Genomic DNA, 16,959 nt, shown 5'->3' with positions numbered 1-16,959 from the left:
AATGTGGTGAGAGTTTTCAGAAATTAACCTTTAAATGATTCTAAATGTGTGACATACGCCTCCGGAGTTGTTTTAAAGTATCCGGTTTCTCCAAGAACATTTCCGTCTTTATCCAGCACGACCACAAATGGAAAGACACCCCGTTTGTTATAGCGTTCTGCCAGTTCATTGTTTTTTTTCTGAAGGTCGTCCGGAAGTGCGTTCTTCTTTCGTTTTGGAAAATCTGCTTCCAAAAGCACAAAATGCTCTTTTGCGTAAGTGCGAAAATACTCCGTACTAAGAACCTCCCGTTCTAGTTTAATACAGGGTGCACACCAGTCACTCCCCTTAAAAACTAAAATGATTTTTTGATTGTTTTGCGAAGCCATGGTTTTGGCTTCGTCCATATCTGTATGCCAATTTTGAGATTGGATACCAAGGCTAATAAAAAGAAATACTCCTAGGAATAGACTATTTTTCATAAGAAAGAATTAATAATCCACATGCTAAGAGTAAAACAAATAACGGGGCTGCGGATTAAATATTAAAGCTGAAAATGTTAATGTTTTGTTAATATAAAAATTCAATGCATCATAATTTCTCCTTTGTCACTTAATACTAACTGTATCATTTTGATTGTATTTTTATTCAAAACTAGATTTAAATTGAGAGAAAAATTGTAACAAAAGTTACACAGCTATTTCCACGAAATAGACCAAATAACCATAGAAAAGATTTAATTTAGCGGGCACTATTTAATTACTTATTATTAATGGCTCAGATCACAAATACCATATTAATGATACGCCCGGTGGCATTCCGTATGAACGAAGAAACTGCCGTGAATAACTACTTTCAGGAAGATATCGATCTGAAGAACTCCGAGATCAACAAAAAGGCGCAGCTGGAGTTCGACACCTTTGTGGATAAGCTTAGAGCGGCGGGTGTAAATGTGATCGTTGAAAGCGATGATAAGCTGGCAGACACCCCAGATTCGATCTTTCCAAATAATTGGGTGAGCTTCCACGACAATGGCGATATTGCCTTGTATCCTATGTTTGCCGAAAATCGTAGAAAAGAAAGGCGAGAAGAGGTCTTTATGCGATTGGAGGAAGAAGGATTTAAAATTGAGAATCTGGTTGATTACACCGAGGCTGAGAAGGAAGACATCTTTTTGGAAGGTACAGGTAGTATAGTGATGGACAGGGTAAACAAAAAAGCCTATTGCGCTTTATCACCTCGCGCCGATGAGGAATTATTTATTGAATTCTGTGAGGATTTCGAATATACCCCGGTTGTTTTCACTGCCAATCAAACAGTGGATGGCGTTCGAAAACCAATATATCATACTAATGTGATGATGTGTCTGGCAGAAAATTTTTGTGTGATCTGTCTTGAATGTATAGACAATTCCGCAGAGAAAAAAAATGTGCTACACCATCTTAAGGAAGATGGAAAGGAAATTATCGATATTACCGAATCTCAAATGCATCAGTTTGCCGGAAATATGTTGCAGGTGAAAGGAACCAATGATAGAAGAATTCTAGTGATGAGCACAGCTGCTCATAACAGCCTTACACCGCAACAAATCGCACAGATCGAAAAGCATTGTGAAATATTAAGTAGTGATCTTCAAACCATAGAAACCTGTGGTGGAGGAAGCGCTCGCTGCATGATGGCCGAGGTATTCCTTCCGAAGAAATAAAATCTAGGAATGCGCTATTCTTCGTATCATCCCTCTGAAGATGAAATAGTGAAACGGTAGCATGGTAAACCAGTAAAGACGACCCCAAATACCCCTGGGCCGGAACGTAGCGGTTTGATGCAAAATGTTGTTGTCTATGTTAAATTCCAACCAGGCTTCTCCCGGAACTTTCATCTCTGCAAAGAGCAAAAGTCGCTTCGCTTCCTTATCGGCCAGTAATACCCTCCAGAAATCGAGCGCGTCCCCTTCGTAGATCTTATCAGGATGTGTTCTGCCTCGTCTCAGGCCAACCCCACCAAATAATTTGTCGATAAAACCCCGTATTCTCCACAAAGTATTACCATAGTACCAGCCTTTATTGCCTCCTATACTCCAGATATTATTGAGAACGCGGTCCGGATCATCGATCGATATTTTCTGAGCGTCTTTCAGGCAGCCGTATTTTGGAACCTGAATAAAAGGCTTAAGGTCCTCACGAAATCTTCCGCTCACCATAGAATCCTTCCAACTAGATACCACCTGGTTTTGTTCGATCTTTTCGAAGGCCAGTGATATGGCTTCGGTATAGTGCAGTGGATCAATTCCCAGCAACTCCTGCAATCTGGTGTCTTTAGTAATTACTTCTATTCGCATGCTGTCCACCAGGTTTAAGGCGAGCTTATATGAGGTGGAGGTAACAAAATACAGCCAGTAGGAAGAGAGTTTAGGTGAGAGAAATGGTACATCAATTATAAACAACGATAGTTTCCTCACTTTAGAGTATTGCTGCATCATTTGCTTATACGAAAGGATGTCCGGCCCACCTATATCGAATGAATCATTATACACTTCTTCTCGTCCCAAAACGCCTAGTAAAAATTCGATCACATTTCGTATGGCAATGGGCTGACATCGCGTTTTCACCCATCGCGGAGTGATCATAACCGGTAACTTTTCACAGAGATCCCTGATGATCTCGAAGGATGCACTCCCGGATCCAACAATGATAGCCGCTCTTAACACGGTGAGAGCAAAAGACCCTTCACCTAAAATGTCTTCCACATTCTTTCTGGAGGACAGGTGTTTTGAGAGTTCCTCATCATTAACTATCCCACTAAGGTAGATCACTTGCTTACAGGACGTTGGTTCGATGAATCGGTTGAAGTTTCTGGCAGACTTTTCCTCCTTTTCGTCAAAATCGGAAGTGGACCCGCTCATGGAATGGATTAAATAATAGGCCGCATTAATATCTTCAGGGATGACCCCGGAGGCATCATCATCGAGAAAATCGATCTCGATCACTTCTATCCTGGCCCTGGTTTCTTTATTTACAGAAAGCCTTTGTGCATTTCGCACTGCGCAAACCACCTGATGTCCTTGTTCCAGTAAAAGAGGGAGTAATCGCATTCCAATGTAGCCATTCGCCCCTGTAAGTAGAATTTTCAATTTTTTTGTTTCAAGTTACTTAATATCAATGACTCTTTTGTTAATCACAATATTTTTACCTTTGAACTATGAAGATTTTACGCTTTGTTTTGGTTGCCGGAGGAATAGTACTTCTGGTTTATGGAGTGATGATTAGTTTGCTCCCGCAATATCGATCTCTGGATGAGGCGGACACCAATCAAACCATTGGAATCTTCGGCTTGGCCTTACTGGCTATTGTAGCAGGGATCTTCATGAAAAGACGCCGCTAAGCTTGATCTGATGGATGAACGGACCGGTGCAATGCCTATTCTGCGAGTATCTTTCCCTTAAGTTTATAAGAGTATTTTAGTTTTAACGGTAGCCATTATCCACAGCTTTCCCCTTAAAATTTAGTTAAGTTTTAGGCCTTTATATTAGCATGTTGCTACCGAATAAAATTTTATCTTTGCCCTCTAATTCAGCTACCGCAGCACGCTGCAATAACAAAACTAAAGCTCATAAAGACCCGATGGTACTGCAGGAAAAACTTACTTCACACATCAAGAATGCCACCCAGGAAATATATGGGGTTAGCCCGGATACTGTAGAATTTCAGGCGACCCGTAAAGAATTTGAGGGCGATATTACCGTGGTTGTTTTTCCCATGCTGCGAGTAATTAAAGGCAATCCGGTACAAATAGGGGAATCCCTGGGCAAATATCTAACAGAGCATGTTGAGGAGGTAATCGATTTTAATGTAGTGAAGGGCTTTCTAAATCTTGTGCTAAGTGATGCATATTACCTTGAGTTTTTTAATTCGGTTACCAATTTTTCTTCCTTCGGAATTGAATCTCCCGGAACCGACGCCATGTTGGTGGAATATGCTTCTCCTAATACCAACAAACCATTGCACCTGGGCCATATGCGAAATATCCTTCTGGGATATTCTGTTGCAGAGATATTGAAGTCTTCCGGGAAGAAAGTGTACAAGACCCAGATCATTAACGACAGGGGAATCCATATATGTAAAAGTATGCTGGCGTGGAAACGCTATGGAAATGGAGAAACTCCTCAATCTTCCGGTCTCAAAGGTGATAAACTTGTTGGTAATTATTACGTTAAATTCGACAAGGTATACAAGGAAGAAATTGAAAAGTTAGTAAATGAAGGTATGCCAATCGATGAAGCGAAAGCCAAGGCACCCTCCTTGCTGGAAGCACAGGATATGCTGCGCAAATGGGAAGCCGGCGACCCGGATACTGTGGCGCTATGGAAAATGATGAATGGCTGGGTGTATGAAGGATTTGAAAAGACCTACGCATCCATGGGAGTGGATTTTGATAGCTATTATTACGAAAGTGACACCTATCTCTTAGGGAAGGATAATATAGAAGAAGGCCTGGAAAACGGTGTGTTTTTTAGAAAGGAAGACGGCTCTGTTTGGTGTGATCTCACAGATGAAGGTCTGGACGAAAAGATCGTGCTTCGTAGTGACGGTACCGCAGTATATATGACCCAAGATATAGGCACAGCGATCCAAAGGGTAAAAGACCATCCGGATGTAACGGGTATGATTTATACGGTAGGTAATGAACAGGATTATCATTTTAAGGTACTGTTCTTAATACTGAAAAAACTAGGATACAGCTGGGCCGAAAATCTCTATCATCTCAGTTACGGGATGGTAGACCTTCCTTCAGGTAAGATGAAAAGCAGGGAAGGAACGGTTGTAGATGCAGACGACCTGATCGCGGATATGTCTGCAACGGCACGAGAAATCTCGGAAGAATTAGGGAAGATCGAAGACTTTTCAGAAGAAGAAAAAGAAGAACTTTATCACACCATCGGGATGGGGGCTCTTAAATATTATATTCTGAAGGTGGACCCGAAGAAGGGCATCTTATTCGATCCAAAGGAAAGTGTGGATTTCCAGGGAAATACAGGCCCATTCATTCAATATACCTACGCCAGGATCCAGTCCATCTTACGAAAGGCGCCGCAGATGGAAGAACAAGATGTTATGTATGTAGATCTTCATGAAAAGGAAAAGGAATTACTGAAGCAACTTCAGGCTTTCCCCGAAACAATACAGCAGGCTGCCGCCAATTACAGCCCGGCACTCGTCGCAAATTACACTTACGATCTTGTAAAGGAATTTAATTCCTTCTATCAAAATGTAACCATCTTGGGTGCAGGAGACGATCGGGAGAAATTTTTCCGTGTCCAACTCTCAACAGCGGTGGCTGCAGTTATAAAAACTGCATTCTCATTACTTGGGATCTCCGTTCCAGAGCGGATGTAACCTAGAAAAGTAATTTTAGCGATACATTGGGTGTAAACCCCAATGAAAATTGCTCTACTCTGTTTAAATTGGCTTCACCATTAAGCTCTCTGTCCAACACATAATAGGTATCCAGGGCATTTCGTCTATTGAAAATGTTTATCACTCCTATATTGAGCTTCCCTGTAAAAGTTTGATCCAGCTTGAGCGTATATCCTGCGGAGAAATCGGTTCGAAAGAAATCTTTTAAGGTTGCGTTATTCACACTGTTATAGTTGATCCTTGCCTGATCATTTTCGATGGTTACTTCATTGCCGGCAACCGGAGTGGTGTAGGGAATACCACTGTGATAGTTGGTGCCCAAGGATAGTATTAACGATTTCCATTTATACGAGGCAGCCAGGGAAAGGGTATGGGTTATATCGTAATTACTTCTGAAATTAGACGGATCCAGATCGTTAAATGTGTATTCATTGTTGAGGTAAGTATAACTCAGCCACGCATTTAGCCGGTCGGTCTTCTTGCTGATTGATACTTCCACACCACTTACATCATAACTGCCCAAACTTTCTGTAATGGACAATTGATTTCGGAAGCCTTGATTAGCCGTGTTCACTCCTTCTACCTTTTTGTGGAATCCTTCCAGCCCAAAGGCCCAGTTATCTTTTTTAAAATTACCGCCCATGGCAATTTGCCAGCTTTCCAGTATGGGAGCAGTTTCCTCGCCCAAAATGATCCAGCGCAGATTTTCAATTCCCAGGAGGTTGTTTTGTATATCGATCGTTTGGACAATAGACTGGTGTTTCATTTCGGCGGAAGCTGTAAGACTTATTGCCGTATTGATCTTTTGAAGGAAATTGATCCTGGGTTCGAAAAATTGTTTACCCAGGTCCGGGTAGTCTGTAAGTCGTATACCGGCACTTACTACCGTATTTTTTTCGAAGAATTTCCATTTCGAATTGACATAATAGGCATTAGATTTCAAGGTACTTTCAGTTGTGAATATTTCAATTACTGAAAAGGGGCTGAACTCATTTTTAATATCGGTTTCTGTATGCTGAAATCCAGCATTTAGGGATAGATCGTTACTGAAGGTATAGAAAAGTTCCAGCGCGATCTCACTTTCTTTAACCTCATTTTTTTGAATTTGTAACTGTCCGGTATCCACATTCTGGTTAGCCCCGTCATTACCATAATTAACATGGTTGTAGACGATCTTTGAGGACAGTCTGGTAGACCAGTCTCGTTCCCAACTTACCCCATTCACCAGGGATTGTTGCTTTAATTCACTTACATTCTTACTACTACTGGTCTCATCGGTTAGGCGCTCTGTAAATTGCAATTTATTGAAGATGGTAAGAAAATTATATTGAAACTTATCCTTGGGTGATAGCTGCCAGATAGCCTTGGCATTGATGTCGTAAAAATTAAAAGCTTCATCTGTAGACCGTAGTCCTTCGGTTGTGTTATTACTGAAATCTGTTACTACAGTATTCTGAAAAACCCTCTCGAAAAACTGATTATACACAGGATTACCTAGCCCGGTATTGATGGAGGTCCTGCCGGAAATGTGAAAGGCAAAATTTTCGGAAGCTGGTATCTTGGCATAGAATTGCGTGCTAATAAAATCTATGGAAGCTGCCCCTGTTACATTCTCAGGGATCTCACTGTCCGATTTCATACTAATCACACCCGATACACTTTCTCCAAACCTGGGATGCGTACCGTTTTTATACACGTTAACATTCTGGGTGAGGTTAGGGTTGAAGGCCGAAATGAGTCCGAAGAAATGCCCGCTCTGATACATTCGGATATCGTCCCATAGCAATAGAACTTCGTCGTTTTTTCCGCCTCTCACATTTATATCGGAGGCTGTCTCATTAAAACTTTCTATACCGGGCAGGATCTGGGCGATCTTCAGTACATCGGGGTCTATCAGGCTAGGAAGTATTTCGAAGTTGGTATTGGATATAGAAACAGAGCCTTCGGCATTCTTAGAGATCCCTTTGGTGAGATAACTGTTAAGTAGGATGGTGGGTAAATAGTTATATCGCTGATCGATGAAAACCAACGGACATTCATTTGTTTTGTTCAGATCTCCGGCCACTAATTCTTTTACTTTAAAACCCTGGTGGTAGATGGAGATATTGGTGGTTTCCGAAATTGCCGAGATCCGGAATACCCCACCGGAGTCTGTAGTGGTTTGTACGTTCTCCGCCAGTATGGAAGCGTTGCTCAATGGAGTGCCACTGGCTGTTTCAATCAAGGTTCCGCAAATAGAAATTAAAGCATTGTTGCCTGGCCTAACGGCAATATATCTTTCGTCAATACGGTAGAATTGAACTTCGCATCTACCCGAAATCTGTACTAAAATTTGCTCCAGGGAGAGGTTGTATTCCGGGGCCTCACAGCGGATACCTTTTAAATCTTTTTTATTGTACGAAAAGCTAAGATCGAATTGCCGTTCAACCTTCTTTAATATATTGATTACCGGGATGTCGTTTGTGGAATTCTGCGCTATATTGCTAGTAAGAAAACATAGGAAAAAAAGGAGAAAGAGACTTCTAATCTGAATTGGTTTTACCAAATATAGTAACGTCATCCTTGTTCTCTATTGAGTAATTAAGTTTCAGAGGAATTGTGACTGCTTGTAGGGCTGCTTCAAGATCATCGTTAGGGAATCCCCCTGTAAATCGTAAATTTACATCAATATTTTTAGTTGAAAGATCTAAATTATATTCGGATTCAAGTACAGATAATACCTTCATAATTGGTACATCGTTAAATGTACTTTCGTTATACAGCCATTTGGGTTCCTTGAGGTAAACATCAGCAATTTCAGGAACTTTCAAATTAAAACTTACAATTCTTCCTGCTGGTAGATCTATGGTGAGATCGTTCATCATCACTCGTACCTCACCTTCGTAACAACTTACCACAAGATCATTTCCATGTATTGAAACGTTAAAACGTGTACCTAATACCCTAACACTACCCAGTTTTGTATTTACGGTGAATGTACTGCCTTTCTCAACTTCAAAATAGGCTTCCCCATCCAGAGTGACCTCACGATCATTTCCCCAATTGAATTTTTTATATCGAAGCTCCGAATTTTCATTAACTGTAACCAGGGAGTTGTCTGGTAAATGCACAACTTCAGTCTGGGCAAGATCGGTATTAGTGGCGACACTATAATTGGCAATAAAATAATAAGACGCTAATAGCAGTATAAGTATAGCAGCGACCCGCATAACGTTGGACAGAGTGAACAACTTGGGTTTTTCCTTATCCAACGATCGAATTCTTGTTTGTTGTAACTCAGCCAAACCAGCTTCAACATCCACCTTAGGAAGATCGATATCCTTTACAAAAGCATCTATTTTCAGGTATGACGAAAACTCCGGAATCGTTCTAAATACCTCAAATTCTTCCGGAGTTAGTTCGCCATTTAACCATTTATTTAATAAATCTTTCTTTTTCATGTTCGTTGGCATGTTCAGATATAGAACAGTTGAATGTATAAATTACTACCTCACTATTCTATATTTTTTCAATTTGTTCGCGTAAGGCCTCCAGGGCATCGTGTATCCTCTTGCCGGCCGCTTTTTCCGAAATACCTAATATTTCGGCAATCTCCTTGTATTTTTTTCCTTCTACCCGACTTAATAAAAAGGCGGTTCGCTGCACTTCAGTAAGATCGGCGATCGCCTTATTGAGTCTGGCTTCGAATTCTTTCTCTTCCATTAAATACTCTGGGGATTGTTCGTTGATCACAGTAGTTTTCGACTTTTTAAAATTCAGCACCACCTTTTGATGCGCGATCGCATTCAGAAATAAATTATTTGCCACAGTGAATAAAAAGGACTTTGCTTTTTCGGGACTTACTTTTTTACAATTGTTCCAAAGTTTTATAAAAGCTTCCTGCGTAATATCATGCGATTGGTCTTTATTGGTAGTCTTAAAATATAGGAAATTGTGCAAGGACTGCGCATGATCGCGGTAAAGAGTATTAAAAACCTCTTCCTTACAAGTATCTTTCTCTTTGTTCATAGCTGCAATTTCCAGCTGTAAACTTATATAAAAATTTTTTTTACGATGCGAGGTATCATTTTTAATCCTTAACTGTTCTATTACTGAACGCAAAAATTTTACTATGAAAAACATACTTAAAATCTCATTCATTCTTACCACCCTCCTTTTCTTCACTGCCTGTGACACGGTGGAGTTAGAATTACTAGATAACCCTAACGTTGTTGGGTCTGAGAACGCAGATCCTAACTTCATCCTGAACGACGTGCAGCTTACTTTTGCACGTAACGTTTGGAATGGTTACAACGGACCTTCTATGAGTTCTACGCGTATGACCAACTTGTTTGGAGCATACAACGGGGCCATTGATGAGAACACACTTATTACCGAGTGGCAACAATCTTACCAGATGTTTGGAAACATCGACCTTATCGAGGGGCTTCACAACGTGGACCTTGAAAACGGTGGGGAAGGTCTTACCAACCACCTGGGTGTGGCTCAGGTGATCGAGGCATTTGCCTATATGCTATTGGTTGATTATGTGAACGATGTTCCTTACTCTGAGGCCAACAAGCCGGAAGAATTTCCAAATCCAAATACAGATCCTGCCAAGTCGGTATACGATGCGCAGTTAGAGTTACTTGATGCAGCTATTGCCAACCTTCAGGCTGGTGGGCTTATCGAGCCAACAACCGATCTTTATTTCGGAGATTTCGATGCTGATAACTGGATCGCCCTGGCGAACACTTTAAAGCTTCGTGCTTATAACAACCTTCGCCTTACCGATCCTGCCAGAGCAACGGCCGGGATCAACTCAACGGCTAACGGTAGTATTATCGATAATTCTTCAGAAGATTTCACTTTTGGATATTCTGATGTTCAGGATCCTGTAGAATCAAGACACCCCTTCTTTACCACGGGATATCTTGCAGCAGGAGCCGGATCGTATATGAGTAACAACTTCCTTGACCTGTTAAATGCAGGTGACGATCAACCTCCTTTTATCGAAACAGGAACGATCGATCCAAGAACACGTTACTACCTGTATCGTCAAACCTCCACCCCACCATCAGGTTCAGACCTGCCATGTGCCGGAGATGCCCGATACGATTACTGTTATGTTGGAAATCTTTACTGGGGTCGTGACCATACCGATGATGCTGGTATTCCAAACGACGGATTCAAGCGTACTACCTTTGGTATCTACCCGGGTGGTGGAGCCTTCGATAGAGACGAGTTTGCACAGGCAAGAGCTACAGAGAACAACCTGGGTGGTGCTGGTATATTACCTATCTACCTGGCGTCTCATACAAAATTCTTATTGGCCGAAACAGCCCTTACTCTTGGAACCAACGGTAACGCGGCTAACTTACTGGCAGACGGGATCCGTCTAAGCCTGGATAAGGTAGACGACTTCGTAGGAAGTGCCGCAACAGACGGTTTCGAAATGACTCAAGCCGATAAGGACAACTACGTAGCAGGTGTACTTGCAGAGTACAACGCAGCCAACAACAACGGAAAACTTGCCATTATCGCAAGAGAAGCATTCCTTGCTTCCTGGGGTAACGGTGTAGAAGTATACAACCTATACAGACGAACAGGATTCCCAACCCTGCAGTCTCCTATAACAGCAGCAGGTGCGTTCCCAAGAGGGTACAGATATCCTGTTGATGAGGTAGAAAACAACCCGAACATCCAACAGCGTCAGCTTACCGACCAGGTATTCTGGGATAATAACCCTGGCGGATTTATTGACTAAATGTTCAAAAAATAGTAAAGCCCCTGTTCTTCAGGGGCTTATTTTTTATTCAAAGAATCTAAAACCTTCAAGCTTATTGAGATCTGGTGCGGTGTCTACCACCACCAGATACGGTATTTTCTTTCCGCTGCTGAAAACCAGGTACGACTGAAACTGATACGCAGCACCCTGAGCATCACTCACTTCAGCAACACCAAAAGGCTGGTACGCAATAAGCGACCCGTATTTCTCCTTATACTCACCCATGGTTATGATAATTCGTTCCCCTATGGGAGGAGCAATAGAATTCTCATTTCTTATATTATCAATTGTGGCAGCATCACTGTCCATCAGGCTCTGTGAGAAGGTTGTGTATACTTCCGACTTCCTGTTTAATTTCTTCAATACATCTAAAGGATAGGTATAATCTGCAGTATCCCCTTTTTTATTCAACATTTCAACATTGATGAAATTGTACTTCCCTTTCTCATCATCTTCAAATCCCTGGTATACCAATAAAGCAATATTGGCGGAGGTAACATTTGGGTTTAAACTGTCGATAAGGTCACTCTCCGAAATTTTTGCGGTAAAATTCCTTACGGTTTCGGTCCCCGCAGAACTACTAAATCCTTTGGAATATGAGGTTTTGGCGTCGTAAATGTCGGCTATTCTGTCCAGGCTGTTCTTTTCGGTTTCCGAAGCACATCCCAGCAAAAACGCGGTTGCAATTATGAGAACTAAATTTTTCATGATCTTTATTTTAGAGGTTATGTGTGTAATTCGTATTCAAGTGCTATTCGTACCAGGCCGGCAGTATTTCTCGCCCCTGTCTTAATAAGCATATTTCGTCTGTGAGTTTCTACGGTTCCGAAGCTGATAAACAACTTCTCTGCTATCTCATGCGTAGTGTGTTCCTTTAGTATTAATTGTAGTATTTCTTTCTCGCGCCGCGACAAGGTGGGGAATGGACTGCGCTGTTTAGACTCGTTGCCATTCGCCACACTGTTCACCACGATCTCGTTTACCGTGTCGTCCAGGTACATTTTACCATCGTTCACCATTTTTATGGCCTCTATCACTTCATCCTGTCCGGCGTTTTTTAATACATAACCTTTTGCGCCACTGGAAAGCATCAATTTAATCAGGCTGCTTTCCTTGTGCATCGAAATCGCCACGATCTTCAGATCTGGATGACGCGCAATGAGCTCTTTACAGGTTTCAATGCCGTTCATGTCGGGCATATTGATATCCAGCAATACCACATCGGGCTGTTTGATATCAATTTGCTCTAAAGCGTCTTTCCCACTAAGGGCGGATCCTATTACAGTGATGTCCTCTTCATTCTGAAGTAACAATTGTAATCCTTCTATGACCATTTTATGATCATCAACTATAAAGACCTGTATCATAACGGTATATTTATACTTATTGAAGTGCCATTTCCCGGCTTGGAGTCCCATTCTATGGCGCCATCCAGAAAGTCAACCCGGCTATTTATACTCTTAATTCCGAGCCCATTCTTTAAAACAGCCTCCCTATAATCGAATCCCTGGCCATTGTCTTCAATAATTAGATTAACTTCATTTTTAAACCCGATCAACTGCAGCAGGATAGTATTAGCACCGGCATGCTTGCGGATATTAGACACTATTTCCTGAACCAATCTGTAGATCATTACTTCTTTGGTGCTTTCCATTTCCGGATGAAGATTTTTAATTTCCAGGGTAACATCATACCCGTCTTCCTTCAGGTTCTGTGTAATATCTTCTAGTGCACCTTTTAATCCGGAAATACTCAAGGCATGCGGCATCATATTATGTGAGATCCGCCGCACTTCAATGCATGCCTCATCTATGAGTGTATTGGTCTTTTCTGTAAGATTGAAATTGGCCAATTGATGTATTTGTTTCTGAATTGTTGTAAAATGAGCCTTAACAGTACTTAGCAGCCCTCCCAGACTGTCGTGAAGATCCTTTGCAATTCGAAGTCGTTCTGCTTCCTGGCCTTCGATCATACTACTTAGGGCCAGTAATTTATTCTTTTGCTGAAGTTCGGTAATCCTCTGCCGCTGGAGGGAGGCATTCTGGCTTGCAATAGTTTTTTGGTACTGAAGGCGTTTTCGGAAGAACAAGAACAGCAGTACGGAAATAGAAACCGCCGATATAAGTAAGATGAGGATGGTGTTCTTCTGTCGTGTATTCTTTTCGATCGTAAGGGCCTGGGCCAATAAGGCTTTGTCCTTTTTTTCTGCTTCGTATTTCTGAAGCGCCTCTGTAAGGTTTTTTTCCTTTTCCGAATTAAAGATCGAATCCTTGGCTTCTGTATACTCGTAGAACAAATTCATACCCTTCAGGGTCTCCTTGTTCTCGTAATATGCATCGATAAGGAAAGGCATGGTTTCCAGGCGTTCGTCGTAAAACCCATGGTCGAGAAAAGCCTTATAAGCGCGTTCGTAATAAGCCAGGCCTTTACGGCTGTTTCCTTCCTGGGTATACACGCCTCCAAGTCCGCGCAACAGGGATCCGTAATGAAGGATATCTTGGGTCGAATCTATAGTTTTAAGCGTGGCTTCGAAGATCTTTTTAGCATCCTGGGTTCGCTCCATATCTACGTAACCATTCCCCAGATTAATACTTATAGGGATAAAATACTTGGCATATTGGGGCGCTGCCAAATGGTTACGGGCTCTTTCCAGGTATTCGATTGAAGTCTGTAGGTCACCCCGGTTTCGGTAGATATTGCTAATGTTATTTAGAGCAATACCCATACGCCGGCTATCATTTTGTTCTTTGCTAATCTCGTAGGACAGCTCGAAATACTTTAGTGAAAGTGAATCTACGCCGTGTTTTTCGTAGGCGGCGGCAATGCCATTGTACACAGAGCTCAGCCTGCCGGGATCACCCGAATATTCGAAATACTTTGCCGCCAGCAGATAATTAGGTAAGGCTTCCTTATAATTCCCCAATGTTATATCGGCATTACCCATATAGTATTGAGCCAGGGCAATTCGAAACGAATCCTGTACACGTTTGGCGAGTTCCAGGTATTCCCTGGTATAATTTTTAGAAATTTCCGGCTCCGAATAAAAGGTTGCTTTACGCAATTCGTTATAGAGATCCATTTTTATCGAATCGTTGGTAGTGACCGCAAGTACTTGCTTCAAACTGTCTTCCACCTTATTCGATTGAGCCGTAAGCTCGCAACCAACAAACAGCGTACAAAGTAGAAGTAAACGTTGGGTGACCTTTGTGATATGTTTGCTAAATATTTTCATTTACACAGCAGGGATTTTAATGCTTACCGAAGTTCCTTCACCTTCTTTAGTATCCCAATCGATATGCCCGTCCAGAAACTGTACGCGGCTATTAATACTTTTAAGTCCTATCCCACCTTTTTTCAAGGCTTGATCAAAGTTGAAGCCCTTTCCATTGTCTTCAATGAGTAAATTGAGATCGTTCTTGCGAGCCAATACCTGTATGAGTACAGATTTTGCTTCGGCGTGCTTTCGGATATTCGCAACGATCTCCTGTATAAGCCGATACACCATTACCTCCCGTGTTTTATCCAAGGAGGGAAGATCTTCAATCTCCAAAGTTACCAGATAGCCTTCTTCCTGAAGATTGGATGCAATATCCTGTACAGCACCTTTTAATCCGGATAAGCTTAAGGCATGCGGCATCATATTGTGAGAGATCCGTCTAACCTCAAGGCAGGCTTCGTCTATAAGCGAGTTGGTCTTTTCGGTTATATTGAGTTTTTCCAATTCTTCTATTTCTTTCTGAATAGTTGTAAAATGAGCTTTCACAGTACTGAGCAACCCTCCCAGGCTATCGTGTAGATCTTTGGCAATTCGAAGTCGTTCGGCTTCCTGGCCTTCTATCATACTATTTAATGCGAGTAATTTATTTTCTTGCTGAAGTTCCCTGATCTCCTGCTGCTGAATAGCTTCGGTTTGGGCAGCTATGGTTCGCTGATATTTTAGTTTATTTCTGAAAAAGAAAAAACTCATAATAAGCAATACGCCAAGCGCGATAAGACCTGTAAAGATCATATTCTTCTGCCTGGCTTCTTTCTCAAGCTGAAGATCTTGCTGTGCGATCTTACGTTCCTTTTTTTCGGTATCGAATTTAACCTCCATTTCGGCCAAGTTCTTTTGCATGCGTTCAGATTTAATACTGTCTCTTAATTTGGTCTCTTCCCGGAGGTAGGTGAAGGCTTCTTCAAAATTTTTCGCTTCGGCATTGAGTCGGCTCAATTCAGAAACCAGATATAGTTTTAACTGTGGTTTATTGGTGGTATCGATCTTTGGGGCGATATTCTTAAGCACCTGAACTCCCTGGTAAGGCTGCCCCATCTTTTCGTAGGTCTTTGCCAGGGCAATGGATGCAAATGTTAGGGAGTTCAAACTATTTAGACTATCGCTAATACGGATAGACTTTTTAAGTTTAGGAATGTTAACAGGATCCGATCGCTTTTCGAAAATACTCTTTATCGGCATATGCCCTTCAGGCATATTAGGATTAGCTTCCTCGTATAGATCGGAAAGCACTTCGGTGAATTTTGCGAGCTCCTCGGGATGATCAACCTGACTTAAAAAATCCACAAGTATGTATAACAGGAATCGCTTTCGTGAGGTGTTCTCCATTTCTTCGGCATATTCCCACATCTTCAAGTAACTTAATCGCTCTTCTTCGTGATCCCCCAGAATATTATTCAGCAGGCCACGGTTGTAATAAACGCTCGTATTGTAATGTTTATACTTGTCTTCTTGCGCGAGCAATTCGGCTTTATTAATATGAAAAAGTGCTTTATCGGGCTTGTTCTGGTAAATATATAAATTGGCTATATCGTTGTGATAGACAATTTCATATTCAATGTCCTTTAGTTTCTCGGCGAGTTCCAATCCCATTTCTTTGAGCTCAAGAGCTTCATCGGTTTGTCCTCTGCGCGAAAAAACTTTAGAGTAGGTTTCATAGAATACCATTCGTGCATGTTCGGAGCTATCCCTGGAAATGGCATAATTGAAAAGTTCTTCTCTTTTATTTCCGCCGGCACGCATGATAAGATCACAGATATCGAAGTAAGATGAACGTTTTTCTTGAAATTTCATGTTTTCCAACCCGCTCACTACGCTATCGATCTTTCGTTTAAGGTCGTTTTGTGAAAATGCAGATTGCGGCCTTAGGAATAAAGCCGCAAACGCAAATAGCATCACAAAAAAGAGTTGGTTAGTGGATAGCATACATAAAAGATATAAATTTTTAAACTCTTCTATCGTGATTTAGTGTTCACTACCAGGGTAAATTCACCTTCTTCAAGCCCATCTGCCCCCGTTACGCCTATTACTACACGATAAGGAGTATTGATGGCTACCAGGTTACTCACTGTGCGAGTGTGGTCCTGTGGAGCACGTCCAGCGAAGTTTCGTTCCCGAAAGTGATCTGCTTCACAACGGATACATCTTGGCAAATTAGGAACCAGATCATTGCTATTGGCTCCTATCTCGTACGCATACACACTAAAATTCTGTGTGGGATCGGTTGGAACAACGGTAACTGTCATTTCACTATACTTTGGTATAATTCCAGTAAAGAACAGGTGCTTTCCGGTAAATTTTTGCTTTTGTGTCTCCGGAAAGCAGGCATTGCTACTATTCCAGGCCCAGGATAGATCGTCCAGAAATACGCCCTGGGAAAGATCGCCACTATAGGCTATTTCCTGGTTGGGTGCAGGTTCTATTCCATAAATGGTAGGGTCTTGTGCGAAAAGCCCAAGAGGTAGGAATAATGCTATATAAAATAAATTTTTCATGACTTTTAATTTTAAGCATGGCCCGGTATC

At 41.7% G+C, this 16,959-nt stretch carries 14 protein-coding genes; 4 read left to right on the top strand and 10 right to left on the bottom strand.

Going from position 1 to position 16,959, the window contains the following annotated elements:
• Positions 1-23 precede the first annotated feature (23 nt).
• Positions 24-461, bottom strand: coding sequence for a thioredoxin family protein (locus C5O00_RS02205; protein ID WP_105214528.1), 438 nt, complete (start codon positions 459-461; stop codon positions 24-26).
• Between the two features lie 290 nt (positions 462-751).
• Between C5O00_RS02205 and ctlX the strand changes: the two genes are divergently transcribed.
• Entirely contained in the window at positions 752-1,684 is a 933-nt protein-coding gene (gene ctlX, locus C5O00_RS02200; protein ID WP_105214527.1) for a citrulline utilization hydrolase CtlX, read from the top strand.
• A gap of 3 nt (positions 1,685-1,687) precedes the next feature.
• Here ctlX and C5O00_RS02195 read toward each other — a convergent pair whose 3' ends face one another.
• Positions 1,688-3,109: an SDR family oxidoreductase gene (locus C5O00_RS02195; protein WP_105214525.1), complete on the bottom strand. Its 1,422-nt coding sequence runs from the start codon at positions 3,107-3,109 to the stop codon at positions 1,688-1,690.
• A gap of 68 nt (positions 3,110-3,177) precedes the next feature.
• On the opposite strand from C5O00_RS02195, the gene C5O00_RS02190 reads away from it, so the two are divergent.
• Positions 3,178-3,360, top strand: coding sequence for an LPXTG cell wall anchor domain-containing protein (locus tag C5O00_RS02190; protein ID WP_105214523.1), 183 nt, complete (start codon positions 3,178-3,180; stop codon positions 3,358-3,360).
• Positions 3,361-3,599: 239 nt separating this feature from the next.
• The gene (gene argS / locus C5O00_RS02185; RefSeq protein WP_105217545.1) at positions 3,600-5,372 is read left to right on the top strand and encodes an arginine--tRNA ligase; all 1,773 of its coding nucleotides are present in this window, start codon (positions 3,600-3,602) and stop codon (positions 5,370-5,372) included.
• Between the two features lies 1 nt (position 5,373).
• On the opposite strand, the gene C5O00_RS02180 is transcribed toward argS, so the two are convergent.
• The 3 genes from C5O00_RS02180 to C5O00_RS02170 are packed head-to-tail and all read right to left on the bottom strand — an operon-like array spanning position 5,374 to position 9,401.
• A complete protein-coding gene (locus C5O00_RS02180) occupies positions 5,374-7,953 on the bottom strand; it encodes a TonB-dependent receptor (RefSeq protein WP_105214521.1) in 2,580 nt (859 codons plus the stop codon).
• Positions 7,916-8,833, bottom strand: coding sequence for a FecR family protein (locus tag C5O00_RS02175; protein ID WP_158676760.1), 918 nt, complete (start codon positions 8,831-8,833; stop codon positions 7,916-7,918). The genes C5O00_RS02180 and C5O00_RS02175 overlap by 38 nt, the downstream gene beginning before the upstream one ends.
• Before the next feature lie 58 nt (positions 8,834-8,891).
• Entirely contained in the window at positions 8,892-9,401 is a 510-nt protein-coding gene (locus C5O00_RS02170) for an RNA polymerase sigma factor (RefSeq protein ID WP_105217544.1), read from the bottom strand.
• A gap of 103 nt (positions 9,402-9,504) precedes the next feature.
• Here C5O00_RS02170 and C5O00_RS02165 point away from each other — a divergent pair, with 103 nt between their 5' ends.
• Positions 9,505-11,139: a SusD/RagB family nutrient-binding outer membrane lipoprotein gene (locus C5O00_RS02165; RefSeq protein ID WP_105214518.1), complete on the top strand. Its 1,635-nt coding sequence runs from the start codon at positions 9,505-9,507 to the stop codon at positions 11,137-11,139.
• A gap of 45 nt (positions 11,140-11,184) precedes the next feature.
• Here C5O00_RS02165 and C5O00_RS02160 read toward each other — a convergent pair whose 3' ends face one another.
• The 5 genes from C5O00_RS02160 to C5O00_RS02140 are packed head-to-tail and all read right to left on the bottom strand — an operon-like array spanning position 11,185 to position 16,929.
• Complete coding sequence (locus C5O00_RS02160; protein WP_105214516.1) at positions 11,185-11,868, bottom strand: hypothetical protein; 684 nt, start codon at positions 11,866-11,868, stop codon at positions 11,185-11,187.
• A 17-nt stretch (positions 11,869-11,885) separates the two neighbouring features.
• Positions 11,886-12,527 (bottom strand): response regulator transcription factor, encoded by a 642-nt coding sequence (locus C5O00_RS02155; protein WP_105214514.1) that lies wholly within the window; start codon positions 12,525-12,527, stop codon positions 11,886-11,888.
• Positions 12,524-14,392: a tetratricopeptide repeat-containing sensor histidine kinase gene (locus tag C5O00_RS02150; RefSeq protein ID WP_105214512.1), complete on the bottom strand. Its 1,869-nt coding sequence runs from the start codon at positions 14,390-14,392 to the stop codon at positions 12,524-12,526. Before C5O00_RS02150 ends, C5O00_RS02155 begins: the two co-directional genes overlap by 4 nt.
• The gene (locus tag C5O00_RS02145) at positions 14,393-16,360 is read right to left on the bottom strand and encodes an ATP-binding protein (protein WP_105214510.1); all 1,968 of its coding nucleotides are present in this window, start codon (positions 16,358-16,360) and stop codon (positions 14,393-14,395) included.
• Positions 16,361-16,389: 29 nt separating this feature from the next.
• Positions 16,390-16,929, bottom strand: a complete 540-nt coding sequence (locus tag C5O00_RS02140) for a hypothetical protein (RefSeq protein WP_105214508.1) — start codon at positions 16,927-16,929, stop codon at positions 16,390-16,392.
• Positions 16,930-16,959: the final 30 nt, after the last annotated feature.

The organism is Pukyongia salina, assembly GCF_002966125.1.
GTDB lineage: Bacteria > Bacteroidota > Bacteroidia > Flavobacteriales > Flavobacteriaceae > Pukyongia > Pukyongia salina.
The sequence above is the reverse complement of the archived record's forward strand: the minus strand, read 5'-3'. Positions and strand labels throughout refer to the sequence as shown.